The 26,011-nt window shown below is 64.0% G+C and carries 25 protein-coding genes; 10 read left to right on the top strand and 15 right to left on the bottom strand.

All coding sequences use genetic code 11. From position 1 onward, the window contains the following. Window positions 1-145 precede the first annotated feature (145 nt). The 6 genes from AC07O2_RS11605 to AC07O2_RS11580 all read left to right on the top strand — a co-directional run bounded on the left by AC07O2_RS11605 (window position 146) and on the right by AC07O2_RS11580 (window position 7,562). Entirely contained in the window at window positions 146-628 is a 483-nt protein-coding gene (locus AC07O2_RS11605; protein ID WP_495075897.1) for a Spy/CpxP family protein refolding chaperone, read from the top strand. A gap of 148 nt (window positions 629-776) precedes the next feature. After that, window positions 777-1,448 (top strand): response regulator transcription factor, encoded by a 672-nt coding sequence (locus AC07O2_RS11600; RefSeq protein WP_495075896.1) that lies wholly within the window; start codon window positions 777-779, stop codon window positions 1,446-1,448. Then, window positions 1,441-2,751 (top strand): ATP-binding protein, encoded by a 1,311-nt coding sequence (locus AC07O2_RS11595; protein WP_495075895.1) that lies wholly within the window; start codon window positions 1,441-1,443, stop codon window positions 2,749-2,751. The genes AC07O2_RS11600 and AC07O2_RS11595 overlap by 8 nt, the downstream gene beginning before the upstream one ends. 112 nt (window positions 2,752-2,863) lie before the next feature. Then, window positions 2,864-4,984: a putative bifunctional diguanylate cyclase/phosphodiesterase gene (locus AC07O2_RS11590; protein ID WP_495075894.1), complete on the top strand. Its 2,121-nt coding sequence runs from the start codon at window positions 2,864-2,866 to the stop codon at window positions 4,982-4,984. A gap of 42 nt (window positions 4,985-5,026) precedes the next feature. Further along, entirely contained in the window at window positions 5,027-5,341 is a 315-nt protein-coding gene (locus tag AC07O2_RS11585; protein WP_495075893.1) for a c-type cytochrome, read from the top strand. A 151-nt stretch (window positions 5,342-5,492) separates the two neighbouring features. Next, on the top strand, window positions 5,493-7,562 hold the full coding sequence (locus AC07O2_RS11580; protein WP_495075892.1) for a laminin G domain-containing metallophosphoesterase family protein: 2,070 nt from the start codon (window positions 5,493-5,495) through the stop codon (window positions 7,560-7,562). 21 nt (window positions 7,563-7,583) lie between these two features. Here the strand turns inward: AC07O2_RS11580 and pip are convergent, their stop codons facing one another. From pip to AC07O2_RS11555, 5 genes are all read right to left on the bottom strand, one after another. Continuing rightward, a complete protein-coding gene (pip, locus tag AC07O2_RS11575) occupies window positions 7,584-8,552 on the bottom strand; it encodes a prolyl aminopeptidase (protein ID WP_495075891.1) in 969 nt (322 codons plus the stop codon). Window positions 8,553-8,754: 202 nt separating this feature from the next. Further along, the gene (locus tag AC07O2_RS11570; RefSeq protein WP_495075890.1) at window positions 8,755-9,306 is read right to left on the bottom strand and encodes a YbhB/YbcL family Raf kinase inhibitor-like protein; all 552 of its coding nucleotides are present in this window, start codon (window positions 9,304-9,306) and stop codon (window positions 8,755-8,757) included. Window positions 9,307-9,445: 139 nt separating this feature from the next. Continuing rightward, on the bottom strand, window positions 9,446-10,318 hold the full coding sequence (locus AC07O2_RS11565) for a helix-turn-helix transcriptional regulator (RefSeq protein WP_495075889.1): 873 nt from the start codon (window positions 10,316-10,318) through the stop codon (window positions 9,446-9,448). 126 nt (window positions 10,319-10,444) lie between these two features. Then, a complete protein-coding gene (locus tag AC07O2_RS11560) occupies window positions 10,445-10,948 on the bottom strand; it encodes a hemerythrin domain-containing protein (RefSeq protein WP_495075888.1) in 504 nt (167 codons plus the stop codon). Between the two features lie 97 nt (window positions 10,949-11,045). Beyond that, window positions 11,046-11,966, bottom strand: coding sequence for a LysR family transcriptional regulator (locus AC07O2_RS11555; RefSeq protein ID WP_495075887.1), 921 nt, complete (start codon window positions 11,964-11,966; stop codon window positions 11,046-11,048). 170 nt (window positions 11,967-12,136) lie between these two features. Here AC07O2_RS11555 and AC07O2_RS11550 point away from each other — a divergent pair, with 170 nt between their 5' ends. Next, window positions 12,137-13,492: an MFS transporter gene (locus tag AC07O2_RS11550; protein WP_495075886.1), complete on the top strand. Its 1,356-nt coding sequence runs from the start codon at window positions 12,137-12,139 to the stop codon at window positions 13,490-13,492. Between the two features lie 26 nt (window positions 13,493-13,518). Then, window positions 13,519-14,811: a gallate dioxygenase gene (locus tag AC07O2_RS11545; protein ID WP_495075885.1), complete on the top strand. Its 1,293-nt coding sequence runs from the start codon at window positions 13,519-13,521 to the stop codon at window positions 14,809-14,811. Here AC07O2_RS11545 and AC07O2_RS11540 read toward each other — a convergent pair. From AC07O2_RS11540 to AC07O2_RS11530, 3 genes are read right to left on the bottom strand one after another with little or no spacing between them, the layout of a single operon-like run. After that, the gene (locus tag AC07O2_RS11540) at window positions 14,804-16,390 is read right to left on the bottom strand and encodes an FAD-dependent oxidoreductase (RefSeq protein ID WP_495075884.1); all 1,587 of its coding nucleotides are present in this window, start codon (window positions 16,388-16,390) and stop codon (window positions 14,804-14,806) included. The two genes, AC07O2_RS11545 and AC07O2_RS11540, sit on opposite strands and share 8 nt — an antisense overlap. Before the next feature lie 29 nt (window positions 16,391-16,419). Continuing rightward, the gene (locus tag AC07O2_RS11535) at window positions 16,420-16,881 is read right to left on the bottom strand and encodes a tetratricopeptide repeat protein (protein WP_495075883.1); all 462 of its coding nucleotides are present in this window, start codon (window positions 16,879-16,881) and stop codon (window positions 16,420-16,422) included. Window positions 16,882-16,924: 43 nt separating this feature from the next. Further along, window positions 16,925-17,665: a FadR/GntR family transcriptional regulator gene (locus tag AC07O2_RS11530; RefSeq protein ID WP_495075882.1), complete on the bottom strand. Its 741-nt coding sequence runs from the start codon at window positions 17,663-17,665 to the stop codon at window positions 16,925-16,927. Between the two features lie 76 nt (window positions 17,666-17,741). On the opposite strand from AC07O2_RS11530, the gene lhpH reads away from it, so the two are divergent. Both lhpH and AC07O2_RS11520 read left to right on the top strand, forming a co-directional pair. Continuing rightward, window positions 17,742-18,752: a trans-3-hydroxy-L-proline dehydratase gene (lhpH, locus tag AC07O2_RS11525; protein ID WP_495075881.1), complete on the top strand. Its 1,011-nt coding sequence runs from the start codon at window positions 17,742-17,744 to the stop codon at window positions 18,750-18,752. Window positions 18,753-18,759: 7 nt separating this feature from the next. Continuing rightward, entirely contained in the window at window positions 18,760-19,677 is a 918-nt protein-coding gene (locus AC07O2_RS11520; protein ID WP_495075880.1) for a delta(1)-pyrroline-2-carboxylate reductase family protein, read from the top strand. Here AC07O2_RS11520 and AC07O2_RS11515 read toward each other — a convergent pair. From AC07O2_RS11515 to AC07O2_RS11485, 7 genes are read right to left on the bottom strand one after another with little or no spacing between them, the layout of a single operon-like run. Continuing rightward, window positions 19,674-21,227: a polyamine aminopropyltransferase gene (locus AC07O2_RS11515; protein ID WP_495075879.1), complete on the bottom strand. Its 1,554-nt coding sequence runs from the start codon at window positions 21,225-21,227 to the stop codon at window positions 19,674-19,676. The two genes, AC07O2_RS11520 and AC07O2_RS11515, sit on opposite strands and share 4 nt — an antisense overlap. Before the next feature lie 2 nt (window positions 21,228-21,229). Then, complete coding sequence (locus tag AC07O2_RS11510) at window positions 21,230-21,448, bottom strand: DUF350 domain-containing protein (protein ID WP_495075878.1); 219 nt, start codon at window positions 21,446-21,448, stop codon at window positions 21,230-21,232. 18 nt (window positions 21,449-21,466) lie between these two features. Beyond that, on the bottom strand, window positions 21,467-22,987 hold the full coding sequence (locus tag AC07O2_RS11505) for a DUF4178 domain-containing protein (RefSeq protein WP_495075877.1): 1,521 nt from the start codon (window positions 22,985-22,987) through the stop codon (window positions 21,467-21,469). A gap of 15 nt (window positions 22,988-23,002) precedes the next feature. Continuing rightward, on the bottom strand, window positions 23,003-24,022 hold the full coding sequence (locus AC07O2_RS11500; protein WP_495075876.1) for an SPFH domain-containing protein: 1,020 nt from the start codon (window positions 24,020-24,022) through the stop codon (window positions 23,003-23,005). A 45-nt stretch (window positions 24,023-24,067) separates the two neighbouring features. Further along, a complete protein-coding gene (locus tag AC07O2_RS11495; RefSeq protein WP_495075875.1) occupies window positions 24,068-24,892 on the bottom strand; it encodes a glycine-rich domain-containing protein in 825 nt (274 codons plus the stop codon). A 4-nt stretch (window positions 24,893-24,896) separates the two neighbouring features. Further along, on the bottom strand, window positions 24,897-25,286 hold the full coding sequence (locus AC07O2_RS11490) for an S-adenosylmethionine decarboxylase family protein (RefSeq protein WP_495075874.1): 390 nt from the start codon (window positions 25,284-25,286) through the stop codon (window positions 24,897-24,899). A 44-nt stretch (window positions 25,287-25,330) separates the two neighbouring features. After that, window positions 25,331-25,969, bottom strand: a complete 639-nt coding sequence (locus tag AC07O2_RS11485) for a TetR family transcriptional regulator (protein ID WP_495075873.1) — start codon at window positions 25,967-25,969, stop codon at window positions 25,331-25,333. Window positions 25,970-26,011 lie beyond the last annotated feature (42 nt).

Genomic DNA, 26,011 nt, shown 5'->3' with positions numbered 1-26,011 from the left:
CGCTAGGTGCTCTTTAAAATATAGCGAAACCTATGGGTTGCTTGTTGCTGGCGACATAAAACGACACAAACCGATACGGCGCCGAGAAGACCCGCCGGCTACCGCACTGCACCATGGAGGCCTTGATTAACCACGGGGTCACACCATGAAATTTCGCTTCCATAGAAATCTGAAACGCAGCTTGTTTGGCCTGATGGGGGCCGGCATTCTGGCCGGCGGCCTCAGCGCCTGCATGGGCCACCGAGAGCACGGCTTCGGCGGTCCGATGACCGAAGAGCGCAGCGCCGAGATGCGCGGCAAGATGATCGAGAAAGTCGGCAAGAAGCTGGAGCTGAACGATGCGCAGAAGCAGTTGCTGGGCGTGCTCGGCGACAAGCTGCAGGAGCAGCGCAAGGCCTTGATGGCCGGCGGTGATCCGCGTGCCGACATGCTGGACCTGGTCAACGGCGCGAAGTTCAACCGCAGCCGCGCCCAGGCCATGGTGGAGGAAAAGACCAGCGCCCTGCGCAGCAAGAGCCCCGAGGTGATTGCCGCCGCAGCCGACTTTTATGACGCGCTCAACCCGGCACAGCAGCAGCAGGTGCGCGACTTTTTGCAGCGCCGGGGCGGCATGTGGCGCCACGGATGAGCCTGTTGTTCCCCCTTAGGCTGCAGCGCTACGCGTCTTTTGCCAACCCCCCTGAGGTGGGGCAACACCACCAGCAGCCTGGCAAAGCCAGTTCTGCGGTGTTTCTGGGGGGGCGCGTGTTAACTGACGCCTGGGTAGAGAATCCAGTATGCCGAAAATCCTCCTGATCGATGACGACGCCGAACTGGGCGGGCCGCTAGCCCAGTACTTCCAGCGCTTTGGCCTGGAGCTGGTCTGCGCGCTGACGCCCAGCGCCGGGCTGGCACTGCTGCGCCAGGGCGGGCTGGACGCCGCCATTCTGGACGTGATGCTGCCCGAGATGGATGGCTTCGCGCTGTGCCGCACCATCCGCAAGGACAGCGACATCCCCATCATCATGCTGACCGCGCGCGGCGAGGTGATGGACCGGGTGGTCGGCCTGGAGCTGGGTGCCGACGACTACCTGCCCAAGCCCTTTGAGCCGCGCGAGCTGGTGGCCCGGCTGTTGACCGTGCTGCGCCGCCAGCGCCAGCCCGATGCGCTGCAGCAGTTGCTATTCGACGGCCTGGCGATCGACCTGGACACCCGCAGCGTGCGGCGCCACGGCCAGGCGGTGGAGCTGACCAGTACCGAATTCGAGTTGCTGGGCCTGCTGGCGCGCGAGCCGGGCAAGGTCTTCAGCCGCGATGACATCCTGAACCGCCTGCGCGGCCATGAGGCCGAGCTGCAGACCCGGGCGGTAGACCTGCTGGTCAGCCGCCTGCGCAAGAAGCTGGAGCCGCTGGACTGCATCAAAACCTGGCGTAACGCCGGTTACTCATTGGCGGTGGCTCGTGCGTAGGCGGCCTGCCCGCTGGCGCAGGGCGCGCCATGCTTTCAAACACTCGCTGCGCTGGCGCTTGGTGGGCTTGTTCCTGGCACTGGCGTTGGCCATGTCGGTCGCCTTTGTGGGCGGCATGCAGCAGGCTTTTTCAGGGGGCTGGCGTGCCGCCGCGCGGCCGCTGCTGGCCGACTATGTGGACCACTTGGTGGCCGATCTGGGTAGCCCGCCCAGCATCGAACGGGCCCAGGCACTGGTGCAGCGCCTGCCTTTGTCGGTGCGCCTGGACGGCCCGCAAGTACATTGGGATTCACACCCCGGCAAGTCCGACCGTGGCTGGGGTCGCAGGCATGGTGACGATGGCGAGCCCGGCCTGCTGTCGCGCACCACCGCCGATGGCACACGCGTGGTGCTAGGCCTGGGCTTGAGCGGGACGGAGGAGGATTGGCCGCAGTCGCGCCACTTCATCGTATGGGGCACGCTGGGTGTCTTGCTGCTGCTCACCGCTGTGGCTTATGCGGTGGTACGCCGCCTGCTGCGCCCGCTGGACGATATACGTCTGGGTGCGCAGCGCTATGGCTCGGGGAATTTCAGCCAGCCGATACCGCTGCGCCGCCGGGACGAACTAGGTGACTTGGCCCAGCGCATCAATACCATGGCGCAAGACATCCACCAGATGCTGGAGGCCAAACGCGGCCTGCTGCTGGCCATCAGCCACGAGTTGCGTTCACCCCTGACTCGGGCGCGATTGAATACCGAACTGCTGCCCGAAACCGCCGAGCTGCAGCCTCTGCGGGAGCCCCTGCTGCGCGACCTGGCGCTGATGCGCGACCTGGTCAGCGATCTGCTGGAGAGCGAGCGCCTGGCCAGCCCGCATGCGGCCCTGTACCTGGAGCCCACCGATCTGGCCGCGCTGGTGCGGGAGGTGGTGACCGATCCGGCCGTACAGCTGCATTTGCAGCCCGGCTTGCCCGCCTGGCCGCTGGACCGCGCACGCCTGCGCCTGCTGCTGCGCAACCTGGTGCACAACGCCCAATTGCACGGCCAGGCTCCGGTGGAGGTGCATTTGCAGCGCGTGGGGCAGGGCGTGCAGTTGCGCGTGCGCGACCATGGACCCGGCGTGGCCGAGGTGCAGTGGGCCCAACTGGCCGAACCCTTCTACCGGGCCGATGCGGCGCGCCAGCGCGGCACCGGCGGCGTGGGGCTGGGCCTGTACCTGTGCCGGCTGGTGGCGCAGGCCCATGGCGGACAGCTCATTTTGCGACCCGCGCAGCCGGGCCTGGAGGCGGTGCTGGATCTGCCATTGCCGGGCGCAGCGCCTTGACCCACAGTGCCTCCGCATAGGTAGTACGGAGCGCACAAGGGCATTTGCTATCTCGGATAATTCTGGGCCGTATGCGCGCTTTGGCGCACCTCATTTATCCACTAGGGCCGCCATGGATACCCCGTTTATTGACGTCAGCTATGCCCCTTGGGTGGTGGTGGTGTCCTATTTGATCGCCAGTTTTGCGTCCTATGTGGCGCTGGACCTGGCCAAACGTGTACGCGTGCAGGACCGCTTGCTGAGCATAGGCTGGTGGGCTGGTGGTTCGCTGGCCCTGGGCACAGGTATCTGGTCCATGCACTTCGTGGGCATGTTGGCCATGAGCCTGCCGTTTGCCGTGGGCTATGGCTATGTGGTGACGGCGTTGTCCTGGGTGGCGGCGGTGGTGGTATCGGCGATCGCCCTGTATGTGGCCAGCCGCAACCGCCTGACCATGGCGCGCCTGCTGGGCGGCTCTATCACCATGGGCGCTGGCATTTGCGCCATGCACTACACCGGCATGGCGGCCATGGACATGGTGCCCGGCATCCGCTGGTCCACGCCCTGGGTGCTGGCTTCGGTGGCCGTGGCAGTGGGGGCTTCGGCCGTGGCCTTGTTGATCTTTTTCTGGCTGCGCGGCCTGAAGGGTTGGGCCGCCCGGCGCTGGGAACTGGTGGCTGCACTGGTGCTGGGAGCGGGCATCAGCGGCATGCATTACACCGGTATGGCGGCGGCGTCGTTCCCCCTGGGTTCGCTGTGCCGGAGCGCGAACGAGCTGGGCGGTGACGGCCTAGGCCTGCTGGTGTCCGTGGCCACCGTGGTGTTGCTGACCATGACCATGCTGACCTCCGTTATCGACGCGCGCATGCAAAGCAAGACCGAGGTGCTGGCCACCTCCCTGCAAAAAGCCAATACCGAGCTGCAGCAACTGGCCTTCCGTGATGCCCTGACCGGCCTGCCGAACCGGCTGCTGTTCGACGACCGGGTAGCCTTGGCGGTGGAGCGCAGCGTGCGCGACGGCACCTTGCTGGCCGTCCTGTTCGTGGACCTGGATGGTTTCAAACCCGTCAACGATTCCTTCGGCCATGGCTTTGGCGACATGGTGCTGCGCGAAATGGCCCAGCGCCTGGCCCGCGTGGCCCGCACCACGGACACCGTGGCCCGCGTGGGTGGCGACGAGTTCGTGTTGCTGCTGGAGGGCGGGCTGGACACCACCGCCACGGCACAGATCGCCCAGCGCATCATCGACGAGCTGACCCAGCCGGTGACGGGCGGTGAGCACGAGGTGCGCCTGTCCTGCTCCATCGGTATTGCCATGTACCCCTCAGACGGCACGCGCGACCAGCTGATGGCCCATGCCGACGCGGCCATGTACGCTGCCAAGCGCGGCGGTGGCACGGCGTATGCGTTTTTCGAGCCACACATGAATGCCGGCATACGCGAGCAGATCGAGCTGCAGCACGACCTGCGCCGGGCTATGGAGAACGGTGGTGAGCTGGCCCTGCATTACCAGCCCAAGGTGGGCGCGGGCGGCAGTCTCATCACTGGGGTAGAGGCCCTGTTGCGCTGGAACCACCCGGTGCGCGGCATGGTCAGTCCGGCCGTGTTCATTCCCGTGGCGGAGCGTTTTGGCCTGATCAACCGACTGGGCAACTGGGTCATAGAAGAAGGCTGCCAGCAGATGCGCGCCTGGATGGCGCAGGGCCTGCGCATACGCGTGGCCATCAATTTGTCGGTGCACCAGCTGCGACAGGACGATCTGGTGCAGCGCGTGGAGCTTGCCTTGCAACGCTACGCGGTAGACCCGGCGCTGCTGATTTTCGAGATCACCGAGTCCGTGGCCATGGAGGATGCGGAAGGCACGTTCAAGGCTTTTGAAAACCTGGGCCGGATCGGCGTCAAGCTGTCCATCGACGACTTCGGCACCGGCTATTCCAGCCTGTCCTATCTGCGCCGCCTGCATGTTAGCCAGCTGAAGATCGACCAGTCTTTTGTACAGGATCTGGAGAGCAGCTCCGACGCCCGTGCCATTGTTGCGGCCGTGGTGCAGCTGGCCCACGCGCTGGGCCTGAGTGTGGTGGCCGAGGGTGTGGAAACCGCCGCCCAGCGTGATGTGCTGACGGCGCTGAATTGCGACGAGCTGCAGGGCTACCTGTTTGCCAAGGCCATGCCGGCCGGCATGATGGCCGACTGGGCCGTGAATATTGGCCGGCCTGCCGATCTGACGTTCAAAGAGTCGGCGTATCTGAGCTGAACCGGACCGGCTGTTTCAGTGTTTTCAAAAGGGGGGATCAAGATGGAATTGCGTAAACAGTGGCTGCTGGTCGTGGGCATGCTGTTAGGCCCGGTGCTGGCTGTCGCGGCCGATGAGCTGGCGCTGGCCCAGGCAAAGAACTGCCTGGACTGCCATGCGGTCAACCAGGCTGTCGTGGGGCCGGCATTCAAAGACATCGCGGTGCAGTACGCAGGCCAGTCGGGCATGGTGGAAAAGCTGGCCCATACCATCATCCATGGCGGCCCCACCGACCAAATGGACTCCATGCCGGCCAACCCCCAGGTGTCGGAGGCCGAAGCACGGCAACTGGCGGCTTGGATCTTGGGCTTGAAATAGCGCGCGCAGCCCGGAACGGCCCGGCTTGCGTGGGCCGCTTCCATCTTTACTTGCGCATTGGCGGGTAAATCGTCTTGTGTACGGGTTTGTAATATTTTTTTAATTTTCGGTAAATATATTGGGCGCATACAAACCACCGGGTATGCGTTCCATGAAAAGTCTTTTGCCGAAACCTCTTGCACAGCGTGTGTCGGACGCGAGCGGTGCGCTGCAGCGCCGCAATGTGTTGAAGCTGGGTCTGGCGTCCGCCTCGACCCTGGCTGCGGGTGTGTCGCTCAGCGCCTGCGGCGGCGGTGACGGTGATTCGGTTGCCCCGATCTCCAGCTTCGCACTGGCTGTGTTGCCCGACACCCAGTTCTATTCGCGCTACGCGACTTCCTCTGAAAGCAGCCAGTACGAGCGGCACTACGGCAGTGAGCCATATTTCGCACAAACCAAATGGGTGGCGGACAACGCAAAAAAGCTGAATATCCCGTTTCTGATCCACCTCGGCGACGTGGTGGACCAGGTGGGCAAGCCCGAGCAATGGAAGGTGGCCGATACCGCCATGCAGGTACTGGAGGTAGCCAAGATCCCGTATTCGATCCTGGCGGGCAACCACGACGTGTTGAACGATGTGGACTTTGATGCCAGCCCAACCACCGGCACGGACACCCAGCGCGTACTGGCCAACGAGCCGTATCTGCAATGGTTTGGTGCCAAGCGCGCCAAGCGCCAAAGTACCTTTGGCGAGCGTGACAGCACCGGCTTCCACGAGTACCACATCTTCACGGCGCAGGAGCAGCAGTTCCTGGTGCTGTCCTTGTCCTGGCGCATTTCTGATGCCGGAATTGCGTGGGCGCGGGGCGTGATTGCGGCCCACCCCAGCTTGCCCGTCATTTTGGTGAACCACCAGTTGTTGAATATTGCACCCGACGCCGTGAGCCCCTTGGAGACCGGCTACGGCAAGATGCTGTGGGAGAAATTGATACGAGACAACGACCAGATTTTCATGACCCTCAACGGCCACCACCACGGGGGCGCGCATCTGACCAAGGTGAACGATTTTGGCAACGCGGTCGAAGAAATGGTGGTGGACTACCAGATGGCCTACCAGGGCGGCAATGGCCTGATGCGCTTGTATGAGTTTGACCTGACCCACAAGCTGATCAAGGTGTTGTCGTTCTCCCCCTGGGTCCCCATGAAGCCTGCGGACACCTTGAATGCATTCGACCAGGCTGTGTTGACCGCCAGCAACCACAGCTTCGAAATCCCTATGGATTTTGCCAAGCGGTTCTCCCGGTTCAATCCCAACTTTGGGCTTGGCAAGGCCACCGTGGCATCGTCTTTGGTGGACCAGGCGAAAGCCCTGGTGTTGCAGGGTTTTACCGAGCCAGCTGTTGTGCAGCCGGTGGCACCCCGCGATACGGACGACTACCCCAAGGTCGCTTCCACCGTGGCGCACTGGCGTTTTTTTGGCGGCACCGAAGGCTCGGCCGTTGCGCCGGGAACGCAGATCGCCGATGTCACCGGTGCCAACCCGCTCAAGCGCGACCAGCTCAATGCCAGCGTGATTGTGGGCGCGGAGGCAGGCGATGTGGTGTGGAGCAGTGACCACCACCATTTGTCTGCAGCTCCCGGGTCGGTGGCGTTTATCAACACCAATAAAAACACGCCACGCATGAGCTATTTCCTGACCGACGCCACGGCCGCCATCAATGCGCAAACATTCACCAGCTCGGGCTATACGGTGGAGGCCTTCATCAAGATCGACAAGGCATGGGACAAGGCCAAGCATGCATGGATGAACATCATGACCCGCGATGGCAAGCGTGGCGATTTGTCTGGCTTCGACGGTGGCGATCCAGAGTCGCCCCCCATGCTCTTCGCTATCTCCAGTCTGCGTGAGGTGCAGTGGGAGGTGGTGCCCGACACCAGCGGGTCGCGCGAGGGTATGGCTAGCTGGTCGGGTGAGATCATTGCGGATACCTGGGTGCATATCGCCATCGTCAACGACCCCGCCACGCATGACACGGTGATGTATGTGGAAGGCGCCCCCGTGCTGCGCAACACCAGCAATGTGCCCGGATTGGCCACTTTGTCCGCCACCTCTCCCTGGGTGGTGGGGGCGGGCTCCTGGGACGGCGATCGCGCGGATGGATTCTTCGGCAACATCGGCGAAGTGCGCGTGGTGGCCGAAGCCCTGCCGTCCACCCAGTGGCTTACTGCGCGCCGTAGCTGAACGGCGGCGGGCGCTGCAGCCCTATAGCGTGCCGGTCAGCTTGAAGCGATCGGTGGCTGCGACAAGTGCGCTGGCGATGCCGGGCTCAAACGCCGCATGGCCTGCGTCTTCCACCATCGTGAAGCTGGCTTCGGGCCAGGCTGCGTGCAGCGCCTTGGCTGAGCGCGGCGGGCAGACCACGTCGTAGCGCCCCTGGATGATGGTGGCCGGCAGGTGGCGGATGCGGCCCACGTCGCGCACCAGCTGGTTCTCGTCCAGAAAGGCCGCATTGCGCATGTAGTGCGCCTCAAGCCGGCCCACGCCCAGGGCGACCGCGTCGGAGCCAAAGGTATCGGCCACCTCCGGGTGCGGCAGCAGGTGCAGGCAACTGCCTTCATAGCGGCTCCAGGTGCGGGCTGCGGCCAGGCTTTCAGCCGGGTCATCGCTGAACAGGCGCTGCACGTAGGCCTTGAGTAAATCTCCGCGCTCGGCCTCGGGGATATGGCCGGCAAACTGCGCATGCGCTTCGGGGAAGAACCAGCGTATGCCGTTCAAAAACCAGTCCACCTCGGCCCGGGTGCAAAGGAAGATGCCGCGCAGCACAAAGCCGCTGCAGCGCTCGGGGTGGGTTTCGCCATAGGCCAGCGCCAGGGTAGAGCCCCAGGAGCCGCCGAACACCAGCCACTTGCCAATGCCCAGCATCTCGCGCAACTGCTCGATGTCCTGCACCAGCAGCTGGGTGGTGTTGTTGCGGACCTCGCCCAGCGGCGTGGACTGGCCCGCGCCGCGCTGGTCGAACAGCACGATGCGGTAGTACGCAGGGTCGAAGAATTGCCGGTGCTTGGGCGATATGCCCGAGCCCGGCCCGCCGTGCAGAAACAGCACGGGCACGCCGTCCGGGTTGCCACATTCTTCCCAGTACAGGGTATGGATGTCGTCCACCGCCAGCGTGCCGCTGCGGTAGGGTTCTAGAGGAGGGTAAACCGGAACGGCGATGAGCGCGTCTGCCATGGTGCTGCCTTTGCGGGGGTGTCAAGCGATGACACCATTGTGCAGGCACCGGCGGCGTTCCGCGTAGCCTCAGATCGGCGGATTACCCGTCGGCGACTGCTGCAATCAAAGATCGAGGTTTGGCTGCAGGCCCAAAACGCCCTGCAGCAAACCGTCGATTGGAATTCAATCGGCAGAACGCAGGGAATGATCCAGGGTGTCCCTAGCGGCCAAACCTTGCCGTGATACTGGCGGTAGCCAGCTTGTTTGCATTCAACATATAGCCAATCAAGGCCGCTGATGCGTCTGCGGGTAGTTCCAGTTTGTCCACCTTCAGTGCAAACACGGTAAAGATGTAGCGATGCGGCTTGTCCCCTTGGGGTGGGCAAGCGCCGCCAAAGTCGTTGCTGCCGAAGTCATTGCGCCCTTGCTTGGCGCCACCAGGCAAGGCACCTGGTTTGCCTGCACCTGCTGGCAAACTGCGCAGGCTCGCGGGCAGATCGTATGCGCTCCAATGCCACCAGCCGCTGCCCGTGGGGGCATCTGGGTCGTAGGCGGTGATGGCGAAGCTTTTGGTGCCTGCAGGCACATCGCTCCAGTTCAGGGCGGGCGATACATTGCCGCCGCTGCATCCAAAGCCTTGGTACACCTGGGCACTGTCCAGTGTTTTTTCGTTGGCGATGTCTGTACTGCTCAGCTCCAGAGCATGTACGCTTAAAGACACGCCTGCGCTCAAACCCAACGCGCAGAGCAAGGGGATAAAAGATTTCTTCATGAAGAGTTCCTGGTAGAAAAACCGAGATCTGAATCGCCGATCTCGCAAGCCGACACAGGCAACAGTGATATGCCGTGTGTTGGGGTTGATGTTCCAGGAATTCGCCAACGCCAGGCGCTCAAAGAAATGCGTGAAACGCTCAGGTATTGGATACCGCGCTGGGTTCGACTCCAAACTGGGCCATGAAACTGCGGCTAAAACTAGCGACCGACAGATAGCCGCAAGCCAAAGCGACGGACTTGAGCGGGCGACGGCTGGACTGCAACAAAGCCAGGCCGTGCAGCAAACGGGTTTCTCGCAAAATGTGCCGCAACGAGGTCGCTTCTTGTGCCAAGCGTCTGCGCAAGGTGGCGCCACTCATATGCAAGGCAAGCTCAAAGTCGCCCGAGGTCCAGTTGCGCTCTGGCGCCGCAGCCACCAGCAAGCGAATGCGCGCCACCACCGATGGGTCTTGGGCATACAAAAACGGGTCATGGCCTGCTCGAACCAAAGCCAGCAGCAAGCCAAGCAAGGCATGGTCACGTTGCGCGGCGTCGGGCGCCCAACCCGCAGGAGACATGGCGGTCAAATAGGCCCGTACGCCAGGCAATAAAGCTGTCAAATCCCCGCAACTGAAGGGTTTGGCCAGCGCCGCCGCCGGCGCAGTGGCACTGTGCGCGCCCACCAAGGTACGCGCCAGTGTTACCACTCGCCATGGGAACGGCACTGCCCAAGCCCGGTAGGCATCCGTGGTACCAGGCGGGGGTATATTTTCAACCCCCATGCTGCAAGCATGGTGCAGCATGACAAACTCACCACACGCCACCTCGGCCTGCTTGCCATCGACCTCCAAGCGTTTCAGTCCGGCCAAGGGCACCATCAGCAGGGGGGTGTCGACTTGAACGGCGTGTAATCGGTAAGCCCGTTGGGCCAGGATGGTGACGTGCTCCGCGCCCGATTGCAATCCGGCCTCCAACCAGGCGGGCAGGGTGGGTGGCGGGGGTAAAGCCGCGCTGGCGATTGGCGTAGCCAAGCGACCGTTTTGCTGAAGCGAAGTATCTTTTGCGCGCGGAGAATCCGTGATCGTCTGCGGTTCCGACATAGTTAGGTTACCGAGGGTGGGTGTTCACCTCGAACCATAACATGATGGGCATGGTTACTAGGCTGCGCTGGTCTCGGCCTGGCGCGCCATGTCCGAGCAGCTGGCTCCGCCGCAGCCGTGTATCGGGGCCTCGGGCAGGGCCTGTGGCATGGCGATCTGGCCGGTGGACGGGTCGTAGCCTATGCCGCGCAAATGCAGGGCCAGCGCCGCGTCCATCGACTGGGCGTGGGCAGGGAACCAGGCGGCCAGCTCGCGGGCCATGTCGCGCACCACGTCCAGCTTGCCGTCATGCCCGTTGCGCAGACCTTCGCGCATGACCTGCAACACCACTTTGTGCTGCAGGCTGTGGCAGTTGGAAGATGAAAACCCGGTGTCACGCATCCATGCGTCCTCCTGGCCGAAATGCGCTTCGGTGTGCGTGATCAACTCGGCCCAGTGCCGGACCACGCTGTCGTTCGGCGCGGTTTCCACCAGTGCCAAGAGGTCTACAAATTCGTGGTGGGTGTGGTCCATTTCCGCCAGGTCCAAGACCAGTGCGTCGCTCCATTCCAGCTGTGCCATGTTCAGAATCCTTTCAAGCTGCCGCAGCTTAGGTGGATTGGCGGAGCTTGTATTTGATCCAGGTCATGGGGGCGGGCTGCCTGCAGCCGATTCAGCCCTAAGGCAGCAGAGTGCCCGCACTTTGGCGTGACAACTGGTGCGCCGCTCTGTGCAGGTGGGCAATGCAGTGGCGTATGGCGGGCGACAGCACCGAGTCGCTACGCACAATGGCGCCCACAGTGAGCGGAAAACCGCCCTCTGCCAGCGGCACCAGGCTCAGGAATGGTGCGGCCATGGGGTGGGTGGCGATCTGCTGCGGCATCAGTCCCACGAAGTCGCCGGTGGCCACCAGCGACAACAGGGCCAGAGTGGAGTTCACGATGGCGCCTACCGGCGGTGCGGGCAGGCCATTGCTTTCAAACAGCAGCTTGGCGTAACCGGTGTCGTTGGAGGCGCCGGTGTACACCCATTTGGCACCCATCAGCTGCTGCAGCGAGGTCGCGCTCGCCAGGGGGCTGCCCTTGCGCACCACCACCACCATGCTGGTTTGCAGCAGGGGTTCCACCACGAATTCACCCGATGACAACCCGGTGGGAATGCCGCCCACGGCGATGTCCACATGGCCGTTACGTAGGCGCTGCATCTGCGCCTGGTACAGCTCTTCGCTGACACGCAACTGGATCTCGGGGAACTCGCGGCCAAAGGTGCGCAGGGTTTCAGGAATCAGCAGCATCACCGCCAGTGGCACTGCGCCTATGTGCAGCGAACCGACCATCTTGCCGCCCAGCTGGTTGATTTCATCCACCGCCGTGCCCAGCTCCTTGCAGACCGCCAGAGCCCGCTGGTACAGCACCGTGCCCTGGGCCGTGGGCAGCACGCCTTTGGAGGTGCGCACCAGCAGCGTGGTGGCCAGCTCTAGCTCCAGCTCGCGGACCATCTTGGTCAGGGCGGGTTGCGATATCTGCATGCGTCTGGCGCCGCTGCGCAGGCTGCCTTCTTCGATGGTGGCGATCAGGGCCCGTAGCGTCGTGAGTTTCATGGCCCGGATGGTAACGACTCGCGGCCTATTGGCAAAACGCGATAGCCAGCGGTTATCGCGGCCTGTTTCGTGGCATCTGTGCGGAAGTCAGCGGCCTGCCCAGAATGCGGTCCTTGCAAATCTGGCTCCAGCGCCAGCTCTCAAAAATTACAACGGAGACTTTTTTCGCCATGCAGCTTGCCCCTACCCTGAACGTCCGGGAATTCATCAACAGCAGACCCCTCTCACGCAACCAGTGGTGGCTGGTGGTGTTGTGCTTTTTGATCGTCGCCGTGGACGGCATGGACGTGGCCATCATGGGCTTCATCGCCCCGTCCATCCTGGCCGAATGGCATATCTCGCGCCCCGCTTTCGGCATTGTGATGGGGGCGGCCCCCATCGGCTTGGCGCTGGGCGCCCTGTTCGCCGGTTCGTCGTCGGACTGGTTTGGCCGCCGCAAGGTGCTGCTGTTGTCGGTGCTGGGCTTTGGTCTGTGCACCTTGTTTACCGCATTCGCACGCAACCCCACCGAAATGGCCTTGCTGCGCCTGCTGACCGGCCTGGGCCTGGGCGCGGCCATGCCCAATGCCACTACGCTGCTGTCTGAATATGTGCCAGAGCGCCGGCGTGCCTTTCTGGTGGCCATCATGTTCACCGGCTTCAACCTGGGTTCGGCCATGGTGGGCTTTGCGGCCGCGGCGCTGATACCGGCGTTTGGCTGGCAGTCTGTGCTGGTGATGGGCGGCGCCTTGCCCTTGCTGCTGCTGCCCATGCTGTTCTTCTTCCTGCCTGAGTCGGCGCGCTTCATGGTGACGCGCGGCTACACCGCGGGCCAGATCAGCAAAGTGCTGGCCAAGGTCAGCCAAAGCGCCTTGCACGGCGTGCAGGAATTCATCTCCGGCGAAGCCGCCGTGGGCGCGCGCCAACCCCTGGCCGTGCTGTTCCACCAGGGCTTTCGCCTGCGCACCATCACCCTGTGGGTGACCTATTTCATGGGCTTGCTGGTGATCTACCTGACCACCAGCTGGTTGCCCACCATGATGAAAGACGCCGGCATGTCGGTAGACCGCGCCGCCAATGTGACGGCCATGTTCCAGCTGGGCGGCACCGTGGGCGCGCTGCTGGTCGGCTGGCTGATGGACCGCATGAATCCGAATAAAGTTATCGCCGGTGCCTACATCCTGGGGGCTGTTGCCCTGGTCGTGATGGGACTGAACGGTCTGATGTCCGCCTCCATCGTCGCTTTGGTGGTGGCTGTGGGTATCTGCCTGAGCGGTGCGCAGACCGGGCTGAACGGTTTTGCCCCTGGCTGCTACCCCACCATGGCCCGCGCCACCGGCGTGAGCTGGATGCTAGGCGTGGGCCGCTTGGGCAGCATCATGGGCTCATCCATTGGCGGCGTGCTGCTCAGCCTGGGCTGGGGCTTTGAAGGCATCTTCACCGTGCTGGCCGTACCCGCGGTGCTGGCTGGCCTGGCGATTTTGCTGAACCGCCGCGGCATTGTGAACACCCCGACGATTCCCTACGCATCACAGAGAGCGCACTGAGCGCTTCGCTTATTAGAAAGAAAACCATGGCCACCATCATTGGCGGTATCGCCGCATCCCACACGCCAACGATTGGCTTCGCTTTCGACCGCAACAAGCAGGATGACCCGGTCTGGGCGCCCATCTTCGAGGCCTTTGCCCCGGTGCAGGCCTGGCTGCAGGACAAAAAGCCCGACGTGCTGCTGTTCATCTACAACGACCACATCACCTCCTTCTTCTTCGACCACTACTCGGCCTTTGCCTTGGGCGTGGGACCCGAGTGGAAGGTGGCCGACGAGGGCGGCGGCGCGCGCGACCTGCCCATGGTGCCAGGCCACCCGGCGCTGGCCGCGCACATCGGCCAGTCGCTGGTGGCGGATGAGTTCGATATGTCATTCTTCCAGGACAAGCCGCTGGACCACGGCTGCTTTTCGCCCCTGTCCATGCTGTGCCCGCACGAGCCCGCTTGGCCGGTGCAGGTGGTGCCCTTGCAGATGGGCGTGCTGCAGTTTCCCGTACCCAGCGCACGCCGCTGCTACAAGCTGGGCCAGGCACTGCGCCGCGCCATCGAGAGTTACCCCGAAGACCTGCGCGTGGCCATTGTGGCCACCGGTGGCCTGTCACACCAGGTGCACGGTGAGCGCGCCGGTTTCAACAACCCGGCCTGGGACGCCCGCTTTCTGGAGATGTTTGAAAACGACCCGCAGCGCCTGACCGAGATGACCCAGGCCGAATACGCCGAGCTGGGTGGCCTGGAGGGTGCCGAGGTCATCATGTGGCTGACCATGCGTGGCGCCTTGTCCAGCCAGGTGCGCAAGCTGCACCAGACCTACTACCTGCCGTCCATGACCGGCATTGCCACCGCTATTTATGAGAATCTGGCCGCCCCCGCGCAGGCCGGCGAGATCGCTCGCCACCAGGCCCACATGGCCCGCCAGTTGGATGGTGCCCAGTCGCTCAAGGGCACCTACCCATTCGACCTGCAGCGCAGCGCACAGGCCTACCGTTTGAACCGCTATCTGCACGCCATGGTGCAGCCCGCGCACCGCGCCGCCTTCATGGCCGACCCCGAGGCCAGTTTTGCCGCCGCCGACCTGTCCGAGCAGGAGCGTAGCCTGCTGCGCGCACGCGACTGGCGTGGCCTGCTGCATTACGGCGCCATCTTCTTTGTGCTGGAAAAGCTGGGTGCGGTGCTGGGCGTGTCGAATCTGCACATCTACGCTGCCATGCGCGGCGAAACGTTGGAGCAGTTCCAGCAGACCCGCAATGCGCCCGGCGCGCTGTACTCGGTGGCGGGCGGCAGCGGTGCCACCCATTTCGACCCCAAAAAGCCTAGCTGAGCGCGCCAGCCAGCCCCGCCAGATGGCCCTGGGTGAAGGCTTCTTCGAACACCGAGTAACCCGCCCAGTCGCTGTGTGCGAAGGTAATACGCTCTGTTTTTTGTAGCTGCTCGCGCAGGTTAAATGTGCGCTGTAGGCCGATTTGGCTTGAAAGTGCGGGCGTGGGTATGGCCATCGCGTGGCCGTAGCGGGTGATGTCGATGCGCTTGGTTTTGCCGCGGATGTCCGGGTGGGCTGCAGCCAGCTCGTCCAGGATCTCATCACGCCACTGTGCCCAGGGTTTTTCCAGCAGTATGCGCCGGCCGTCCGGCACATCGCCCAGTGCGCGGTAGTAGCTCAGTACCGTGGCGCCGGGCACCGGCTGCAGGCTTTGGTGCATGGCGTCCACATAGCCCAGGCCGGGAGCCTGGTACAGCACGTTGTCCCAGCTGGGCGCCGGGCCGGGGCGGTCGTACAGCGGCGCCTCAATGTGGATGTTCGCCACCAGCCAGGGCGCGTAGGTGGTAGCAGCGGCGGCTTGGCGCAGGAAGTCTGGCGGGTTCTGCAGCACGCGTGCGGCAATGAACACCGGCAGCGCCACGATGGCGCGGCGTACTTGCCAGCGCTCCAGTGCGCGGGTGGCGGTGTTGTAGGCATCCACTTCCACTCCCTGCTTGGTCGCAGCGATGCGCACCACCACCTGGCCGGTGTGCAAGCGCTCACCTAAAGGCGCGGCCAGGCGGCGGGTCAGCCAGGCATTGCCTTCGGGCCAGGTCAGTACGCTGTCACGTTCGCCGCTGTCCGCCCCCGGCGCGTGGAAGCCGTGGCGGCTGGCGAAGTAGTGGATGCCGGCCCAGGCCGACACGGTAGCGGCACCCGCACCAAAGTCGTCGCGGCAGCAGTAGTCCAGATACCAGCGCAGATAGCTGTCGTTCAGGCCGTTCTGCTCCAGCCATGCTGCGAAAGTGATAGCTGCCAGCGCACGTTGTACCTGCGCCAGCGGCCGATTTGACATGGGAATGGTCCAGTGTGTCTGTGCACGCAACTGTTCCACCAGCGTGGCCATCTTCTGGTACTGGGACAGCGTGTCGGCACCCACACCGGCCACCGGCAGCAGGCCGTCCTGCCAGGCGCCGTGCAGGTATAGCCGCTCCTGCGGGCTGTGGCACAGATGGCGTTCCTCGTATTCCCAGCGACCCGCCACGCGCTTGCGCAGGCCCAGCTCTTCCAGCAGGTCCTGCACATCGGGTGCATCGTCGCCGGGCACGGGCAGGTAGTGCGCGCCCAGCGGGCAGGCGATACCGCCTACCGCGCCGCCCCGGCTGTTGCCGCCGGCGCTGTCCTCCAGCTCCAGCAGGGCGAAGTCTTCAACACCTTTCAAGCGCAAGGCCCGCGCCGCCGCCAACCCGGCCACGCCACCGCCGGCAATCAGCACATGGGTGCGGCGGGTGATGCTGGGCGCGGGGTAGCTGCTGGTGTTGCGCAGCAGGTGGCCACGCTCGAAGTGGATACCCGTGAAGCCGCCCGTGATCTCGGATGGGCTTTGGCAAGCCAGCAGGGGCAGGGTGCTGGCGGAGGCGAGAAACTGGCGGCGGTGCATGGGCGGGGCGTTGGCTCCTGAGGATGTATTTACGGGTGGCTGGCCTGGTAGTCCGAGATCGCCTTGGCCAGGTCTTCGTATTCTTCACAACTGCGGTTGCCGCAAATCTGCTCCAGCGCGGCCAGGTGCTTTTGGGCTTCGGCGGGTTGTTGGTTCATCAGATAGGCCTCGCCAATGTACTCGTGCGCGCCGCGGTGCTTGGGGTTCAGTTGCAGCGCGATCTTGTAGTGCTCAAAGGCCTTGGCCAGGTTCGGCGTGGGGCTCTTGCGGGCGGTGTAGCCCATCAGGTTGTGGATGTCGGCGTTGCGCGGGTCGGCACGCACTGCCGTGTCCAGCTCGGTCTGTGCCAGGCCCCAGTTGCGAGATTGGATGGCGGCCTGCGCGGCTTTCAGGTGGTCGTCCGAGTTGGTTTCGGACATGGTGCCCTTGGCGTGGGCGGCCCCGGCGGCGAGCAGGCTGGCGGTAAGCAGTGTGTAGATGAAGCGGCGCATAACGGACTCCTGTGGGCTGTCTGAACCCTAGTTATAGATGGTTTCAGGTCGCCAGCATGTCCTTTTGCACCCGCTCCAGGTGCTGCCGTACGTAGAAGCCGGCCGCGTCCTGGTTGCCGGTGGCAATCGCCTCGTAGATCAGCCGGTGCTCGTACACATACAGCCGGGCACGGGCCGGGTCGTGGATGCCGTAGTCGCGCAGTTGGCGCCATAGCGGCTCGTCTACCGCTGCGGCCACCACCTGGGCGATGGCCTGCATCACCGGGTTGCCGGTCATCAGGGCGATGCGGTGGTGGAACTGGCGGTCGGCCTCGTTCCAGTCGCGGCGCTGGGCCGGGTCGCCCAGGTCGCTGGTGCGCTCCATCAGGTCCAGCAGGCGTTCAATCTCCTCGTCGCGCCGGCCCACGGCGGCGGCAAACTGGGCAATCAGCGGCTCTATGGCGAGCCGGGCGGCCAGGGTGGATAGGGGGCTGGTGTCGGGCTGGGTGGGGGCTACCTTCATGCTGCGCATCACTTCCAGTGCGTTGTTGCGCACAAAGGAGCCGGAGTTGGGTTTGGTCTGCACCACGCCCTGGTTGACCAGCTCGCCCATGGCCTCGCGCACCGTGGCGCGGCCCACACCCAGGGTAGTGGCCAGGTCGCGCTCGGCCGGCAGGCGCGAGCCAGGCGGGTGGCTGCCGTCCTGGATGGATTTCTTGATGCGCTCGGCGACTAGTTCGTAGAGCTGTGGCACGCGCAGCGGTGACGGGCTGGGTTCAGTGGCGGGGAGGGCAGTGTGTTTCATGAATTGGCATAATTTTAAAACCAGTTTGGTTAAAATAAAACCAGATGCCTTGCCCAATTTCTACTGAAAGTCCACCATGTTGAATCTAGTCCGTAGCGTCCAGACCGTGGATGCCCATACCGGCGGCGAGCCGCTGCGTATTCTGGTGTCCGGCATGCCGGCCGTGCCGGGCAACGGTATTCTGGAGAAGCGCGCCTGGCTCAAGACCCACCGCGACGACCTGCGCCAGTTCCTGATGAACGAGCCGCGCGGCCACGCCGACATGTACGGCGCCTACCTGCTGCCGCCCACCACGCCGGGTGCGGACTTCGGCGTGATTTTCATCCACAACGAGGGCTATAGCGATATGTGCGGCCACGGCATCATCGCCCTGGGCAAGGTGCTGGTGGAGCTGGGCTATGTGGAACGCACCAGCCCGCTGACGCGCATAGGCTTTGACGCGCCTGCCGGCTTTATCGAAGCCTTTGTGGAGTGGGACGGCCAGCGTGCCGGCAAGGTCACTTTCAAGAACGTGCCGGCCTTCATCTACCAGCGCGATCTGGAGGTGCAGACCCCCAGCTTTGGCACGGTGCGCGGCGACATTGTGTTTGGCGGCGCGTTCTATTACTACCTGAATGCCGAACAGGCTGGCTTGACGGTGAAGCCGGAACTGGTCCGTCCGCTGATCCAGTTGGGCGCCGAAACCAAGGCTGCAGTGATGGCCCAGGTGAAGATCCAGCACCCGCTTGAGCCGGGGCTGGACCAACTCTACGGCAGCATCATCGACAGCGCACCCAACTGTGCGGGCGTGGACCAGTCCAACGTCTGCGTGTTTGCCGACCGCGAGGTGGACCGCTCGCCTACGGGTACCGGCACCTCGGGTCGGGCGGCCCAGCTATTTCTGCGCGGCCAGTTGGCCCTGGGCGCCAACTACGTGAACGGCAGCATCGTCGGCAGCAAGTTCGAGGTGAAGGTCACACAGGCGGTAAAGGTTGGCGACTTCGACGGCGCGCTCACCGAGGTCACCGGCAGCGCCCACATCATGGGCCACCACCAGTGGGTGCTGGAAGAGCTGGACCCATTCCCCACCGGCTTCTTTTTGCGCTGAGGTCGCCATGCAGATACTGAATGCCGCACAGACTGCCCGGGCCTTGCCCTACGCGCAGCTGGTGCCCGCCGTGGCCCAGGCCGCGCGCGAGCTGGCGCAGCAACAGATCCAGGCGCCCGAGCGTCTGGTCGTGCCTATGACCGAAGGCGGCGTGCTGTTGGCCATGCCCGCCGTGGGGCACGACTTCAGCGTGACCAAGCTGGTCACCGTCCACCCGCGCAATGCCGCGCAGGGTTTGCCTGTTATCCAGGGCGAAGTGGTGGTGATGGACACCGCCACCGGTCGCCGCCTGGTCTTGCTGGACGGTCCAACCGTCACCTCGCGCCGCACCGCTGCTGTCACACTGCTGGGCATCCAGATGCTGGCGCCGCATACACCGAAGACGGCGCTACTGATCGGCACGGGCGCCCAGGCTGCCGCCCATGCGGACGCGCTGGTCGAGCATCTGGGCATCGCCCAGTTCTGGATTGCCGGGCGTAGCCTGGCGGCGGCGCAGGCCTTCTGCACCGCTATGCAGTCCCGGCATCCGCAAGTTGTTGCTACCGCCATGGTGGTGGATGACTTGCAAAGCGCCTTGCCAGCGACCGACCTGGTGCTGGCCCTGACGACATCGCGCACGCCGGTGATCCCCGCGCACATCGGTGCGCAGACCTTGGCCATAGGCGTGGGCGCGTTCAAGCCGGACATGGCGGAATTCCCCCCGGCCTTGCTGCACAGCCGCCAGATCGTGGTGGACGACCTGGGTGGTGCCCGGCATGAGGCCGGAGATTTGCTGCAGGCTGGCGTGGACTGGGGGCAGGTGCGGGATTTGGCCTTCGCGCTGGACACTTTACTCGCCCCAGGAGCTGCCGTGCCCGTCTTTAAAACCGTGGGCCAAGCGGCCTGGGACTTAGCAGCAGCACGGGTGGCGATGGCCAGCCTCTAGCGCGCCACCACCTTGCCCCATTCCTCTTCATAGGTCGTCACCAGCACCTGGTTCGACAGCCGGTTTACCTCGGTGGGCACGCGGGCCATGTCCAGCGGGAAGTCGAATAATGTGGGCAGGCTGGGCGGGCTGAGGAAGCGCAGGCCGGGTGGCAGCGTGGTGGGGATGCGGTAGGGCCGGCGGCTGGCGATGATGTAGCCCCATTCGCCGAAGCTGGGCACGTGGGCGTGGTAGGGCGTGGTGTGCAGGCCTACAGATTCGATGGTGGTGGCGACGGTCCAGAAGCTCTTGCGCGCCACCAGGGGCGAGGTGGTCTGGATGACGGCGTAGCCGCTGGCCGACAGGCGCTGGTCCAGCAGGCTGTAGAACGAGTTGGTGTAGAGCTTGCCGATGGCGAAATTGGTCGGGTCGGGGAAGTCCACGATGACCACGTCGAAGGTTTCGGTGGCGGTTTGCAGCCAGTTGAACGCGTCGGTGTTGACGATGTGCAACTTGGGTGAGAGCAGGGCGCCGCCGTTGAGCTGCACCAGCGCTGGCTGGGTGGAGAACAGCGTGGTCATGGCCGGGTCCAGCTCGACCAGGGTGATGCTTTCCACGCCGGGGTACTTCAGGATTTCACGCACCGCCATGCCGTCGCCACCGCCCAGCACGGCCACCTTTTTCGGCGCCGCGCCGCTGGCCGAGAAGGCAGACATCACAGGGTGCACCAGAGCCTCGTGGTAGCGGTACTCGTCACGCTGGGCAAACTGCAGATTGCCGTTCAAGAACAGGCGGTAGCCGGCCTTGCCTTCGCCCGCGCTGTGCGTCACCACGATGCGCTGGTAGGGTGTGGTCTGAGCAATGACCACGCGGTCCTGGTAGAGCTTGTCTTCGGCCCAGGTGGTAATCAGGTCCGCAGCCGCCATGGCGGCGGCCAGCGCGGCCAGCGTCGCCACGCAGGCCAGCGCGTGCGCCTTGAATTGGCGCAGGTCGTGCCGGAACAGCCACAGCGCCCACAGCGCCACCGTGGCGTTCATCAGGCCGAACAGCAGGCCGGTGCGTATGAGTCCCAGATGGGGCACCAGCACCAAGGGGAAGGCCAGCGACACAGCCAAAGCGCCCAGGTAGTCGAAGGTCAGCACCTGCGACACCAGGTCGCGCAGCGCTACATTGCGCTTGAGGATGCGCATGACCAGCGGAATCTCCAGCCCCACCAGCGTGCCGACCAGGATCACCAGGCTGTAGAGCAGCGGGCGAAAGGCATTGGGCAGATATGCGTTTGCTATAAAAAGAAGAGCTGGAAGCGCACCACCTACCAGCGCTACCAGCAGTTCTATGCGTAAGAAGTGGGCGGGCAGCTGGCGTTCGAAGAAGCGCGACAGGTAGGAGCCGACGCCCATGGCGAACAGGTAGCTGCCGATCACTGTCGAAAACTGCAGCACCGAGTCGCCCAGCAGGTAGGAGGCCAGCGCGCCCGCCGCCAGCTCGTACACCAGGCCGCAGGCCGACACGATGAAGACCGAGGCGAGCAGCGCCACCTCGACCGGGCGCGGCCCGGGTTTGTCCGCCAAGTTCAATGGATCGCTGCCGCCACGATGATGCAGATGCCGAGAGACATGGCGGCCACAACGAGCGCCAGCGCCAGGTTTTGCTTCTCGATGATTTCTTCCCACAGCTTGTAGGGTGTGAGCTTGTCCATCACCACAAAGCATAGGCCAAAGATCACCACACCTATCAGTGCGTACACGATGGAGCCGAAGACGACCCCGGCTTTCAACCATTCAATATCCATGGAGATCTCCTTCAAAAATTACTTGTGTCCGCCGCCCGACGAGAAGCCGCCGAAAGAGCCACCCGAGGTGCGGGTGCCGCCACTCGACGACGAACTACAGTTCTGCACATTCGGGTCGCAGTCGGAGCAGCGCGTCACCATGAATAACACCAGCAGCAGGATCACGAACACCCATATCGCTGTGCCCATGCTGATGTTGATGTTGTTGCCGTTCAGGCTCAAGGGCATGGCATCGCTGCGTTTGAGCAGGTCTTTCTTGGTCTCCAGCTTGAAGGCGCTGGCCACCAGGCTGCTGTCGATCTTGCTGCCCACCGACCAGGTGACTTCACCCGGCGACTGCTCGCGCGACAGCAGGCCCTTGCCGCTGCTGAAGTCCTGGTTGGATGTGACCTGGCCGCGCCGCACCTGCCAGTAGAACTCGCCGGCTACATAGGTGGTTTCGGCGCGGTAGGTGCTCTGCAGCCGGTACTGGGTGCCCAGGTAGCTGGCGCTCTGGCCATTTTTGGCAAGCGTGGGTGCGCCGGTGGCGGGCTTGACCACGCTCCAGCCGTCGGTCGCATCCACCAGGAACAGGAAGCCGCGCTTGCGGTGGTACAGCAGGTATTCTTCCCAGCCGAATTGCTCGTCTTCCTCGCCGGGCTCGGTGCCCATGCGGTGCTGGAAGCCCACCACCTGCCAGTCGGCGCCCTGCAACTTGCCGACCGTGCCCAGGGGGATCAGCGGCTGCACGGGCTCGTCTTGCACCGCATGGCGCAGCTCGCCACCCACGCCAGCCGTCAAGTCGATCAGGCTGTGGCAAGAGCCGCAGGCCAGGCTTTTGCTGCTGGCCAGCAGTGGGGTAATCGAGGCGCCGCATTGCGGGCAGTTGAACTGGCGGCCTTGCTCGTCTTTGACCGATTCCTCGCGCAGGCCCACCAGCTGCAGCTCTTCCAGCTGTACGGATGTGCCTATGGACAGGCTGGGCGGCTGGCTGCCGTAGTCCACGCTCAGCACCTCGCCCTCGGGGCTGCGCAGATCCACCATGGCAAAGGGCTGGCCCAGTGCGGGCAGGCGCGGCAGCTCCCCTTGGGCTGACATCAGTGCCACGGTTTGCTGGGAGGCGACGCTGCAGCTTTTGCCGTTGATGGCGGTGGTGGCGCCTACACGCAGGTGTTCGGCATCCGGCAGCTCGCGCTCGGCGCGCAGCGGCGTGCTGAAGACATAGGCGCCGTTGTCTTCGCTCAGAAAAGCGCTGCTGCCATCGTCCAGCAGGGCGATCCACTCGGTCCAGCGGCCTTCGTCGTATTTGTACTGCAGGCGACCGACCAGGGTGAAGCCCTGGTTCTTCCAGCGGCCGCTGGCTTGTAGCTGCAGCGGGCTGTGGTCGTCGAACAACTCGGCCATCTTGCCGATGCGCTGCAGCACTTCGCCGTTGCGTACCACCGTGCTCTGGCAGTAGGCGCAGACGGCGTGTGTCGATTGCGCGCTCAGGAAGTCAACCGGCGCGCCGCAGCCAGGGCAAGGCGCGCGGTAGGCGCGCTGGAGGTTGGGTGTCGCCACGAAGCTAAGTTGCGGCTAGACCAGTTTTTTCAGCAGTTCAGTCTTTTTGGCGTCGAACTCTTCTTGCGTGAGGATGCCCTTGGATTTGAGCTCGCCCAGCTTTTCCAGTGTGGCCATGACTTCCTCAGGCTTCACGCCTGCGGCGGCGGCCGCACCGCCTTGCAGGCCAGTCTGCAGGTTTTGCGCCAGCACCTGGCCCAGGGCCACGCCAGCGCCCAGGCCCATGGCGTCGCCTGCCACACCGCCGCCCGAGCCCGCGCCCTCGGCGAATTTGGGGATGGCTTGCGCTGTCTGGTACTGCATGAACTTGCCCATGTCGTTGCCGACCATGCCCATGCCAATTTTCTGGTCCAGGATCTTTTGCAGGTCTTCGGGCAGGGACAGGTTTTGCACCGTCATGCCGCCTAGCTGCAGGCCGATCTTGGCGAATTCCGGCGCCAGCTGGGTGCTCAGCGCCTGGGCAAAGACCTGCTGGTTCGCCGCCAGGTCCAGGAAGGGGATGCCGCTGCTGGCTATTGCCGCGCTGATGTTCTGCAACACCAGGCCACGCAGCTGGCCGTCCAGGTCGGCCGTGCCATAGCTGTCGCGGGTGCCGGAGATTTCGGTGTGAAAGAGTTTAGGGTCGGCCACGCGGAAGCTGAAATTGCCGAAGGCGCGCAGGCGCACCGCGCCAAAGTCTTTGTCGCGAATGGTGATGGGCTGGGGCGTACCCCATTTCTGGTCGATCTGCTGGCGCGTGCTGAAGAAGTAGACATCGCTCTTGAAGGGCGACTCGAACAGCTTGTCCCAGTTTTTCAGGTAGGTCAGTACCGGCAGGGTCTGGGTGGTCAGCTTGTGGGTGCCGGGGCCGAACACATCGGCCACCTGGCCTTCGTTGACGAAGATGGCGACCTGCGACGCGCGTACTACCAGTGCGGCGCCGTTCTGGATTTCCATGTCGGCCATGGGGAAGCGCCAGGCCAGCGTGCCGTCGCTGTCTTCAGTCCATTGGATGATGTCAATGAACTGTTTGCGGATGAAGTCCATCAAGGCCATGGTGTGCTCCGTTAGCTTGTGTTGAAAGGGAATGATACCCGGCGCCTAGTCGCCTCCGCCACCGCATCCACCGCCACAGCCGCCTCCATCGGAGCTACCGCCGTCGCTGCTACTGGAACTACTGTCGGAGCTGCTGTCGGAGCCGCCGAAATCGCCGCCACCACAGCCGCCACCATCGCTGCTGTTGCCGCCAAAGTCGGTGCCGCAATAGCCGCCGGCATCGCTTTGCGCACCTACGGCGTGGCAGTCTGGCGTGTAGCTGTAGCCACCTTCGATGCCGAACTTGGAGTCCAGTGCAAACAGCAGTGGCAGGCGCGCGGGTTTGCGCGGGTTGATGCTTTCTTCCTTGCAGGCCCAGTACCAGGTGCGCCGCAGGCCGTTGTTGCGCCGGGCATTGCTGCCCATGGCCTCTGCGGGGGTGTGGTGCAGCATGTGGCCGAATGCGCGTTCACACCACAGCGCATAGCCCTGGGTGTGCAGGATGTAGGCGTGCCAGGCGCTGTCCACCACCTTGGAGGGCATGCCTACGAACTGCCGGCCGCTGCGCAGATAGGCCATGAAGAACTGGCGCAGGCCCCGTAGCACCAGCTCGGCATCGCGCGGCTGCAGGCCGGGGTGGGCTTCCAGAACTTTGGCGGCCAGAAAGCGTGGAAATTCCGCGTCGCGTATGAATTGGCGGCGCAGGCTTTGCTCCCAGGCGCGCAGGGCTGTCCACAGCATGGCGCCCATGGGCAGGACCAGCGCCGGCCACCACTGGTGGCGGGCCAGGCCCCAGACGCAGATCGGCAAGACCAGCAGGGCGCTGACACGGCGCAGCCACACCAGTGCGTAAATGCGTTGGTAGGGGCGTAGGTGGGGCAGGGCCGGCATGGCGTCAGCCCGGCTGCGGGGCCAGTGTGCCGCGCTGCAGGCGGTGGTGCTCGGTGCGGCCGGGCATAAATAGTGCGATCAGGCTGTCCAGCAGCAGCTGGGCTTTGGCCGAGTGGTCGGCGCCGAAATTGCACACGTACACATCCAGCGTCACGGCCGACTGCTCGGGCCAGGTGTGCACGCACAAGTGTGATTCTGCTAGCAAAATAGTAGCTGTAACCCCACCTGGCCCCTGCGCTGTGGCCGGAAAACTATGGAAGAGTTCGCCCACGGCCTGCAGGCCAGCGGCCTGAACGGCATCGCGGCAGGCCACGCCCAGCAGCTGTGCATCCAGCAGCCAGGCGCTGGCGCAGCGGCAGTGGTGGAGATCGGCGGTAAGGTGCAGGCCTTGCATGGGGCCAGACTGTAGCGGCCTTTTGCGAGGTACTTCGCGCTGTGTTAGTTGCTTGGGGTGCGCGGCGGATTGGTTTGCAGGCCGGCCATCACCATATCCACCATCGATGGCGCAGCTTTCTCCAGCGAGAAGCTGTCAGGCGACAGCAGCCATTCGCGCATGGTGCCGGCGATAAAGAAATTGATGGTTTGCTGAGCCAGGAATACATCGGTGTCGGCTGGCAGTTGGCCGTTGCCCACTGCGCGTACCAAAATACCCTGGATCTGGGTGAAGCATTCATCGCGCCGTGCCAGCTTGTTCTCCATTACGGTGACGACTTCGCCGATGTTTTCGCACTTGAAAAACATGATGCTGAACACCCGCTGCTGCTGGGGCGAGCCGGCCAGCGTTGTCAGTGCCCGTACGCACATCTGGCGCAGCGCGGCCAGCGGATTGGCGTCGGCGCATATATCAAGTTCGACAAGCATGGCCTCCATCGGTAACATGGCCTGTGCAATCAGCGCTTGCAGTACGTCGGCCTTGTCCTTGAAGTGCCAGTAAATAGCGCCCCGCGTCATTCCTGCCGCGGCGGCGATGTCATTCAGCGTGGTGTGGGCAACACCTTTGTCAAAGAACATCTGCTCCGCGGCTTCCAGTAACGCGGCATAGGTTTGCTCTGCGTCCTCTTTGGTTTTTCTAGCCATGGTCGTGTCTCTTGCTGCTGTAATAGTTAGTAACGTAGTTGA

This window comes from Rhodoferax sp. GW821-FHT10B06 (assembly GCF_059415605.1).
The sequence above is the reverse complement of the archived record's forward strand: the minus strand, read 5'-3'. Positions and strand labels throughout refer to the sequence as shown.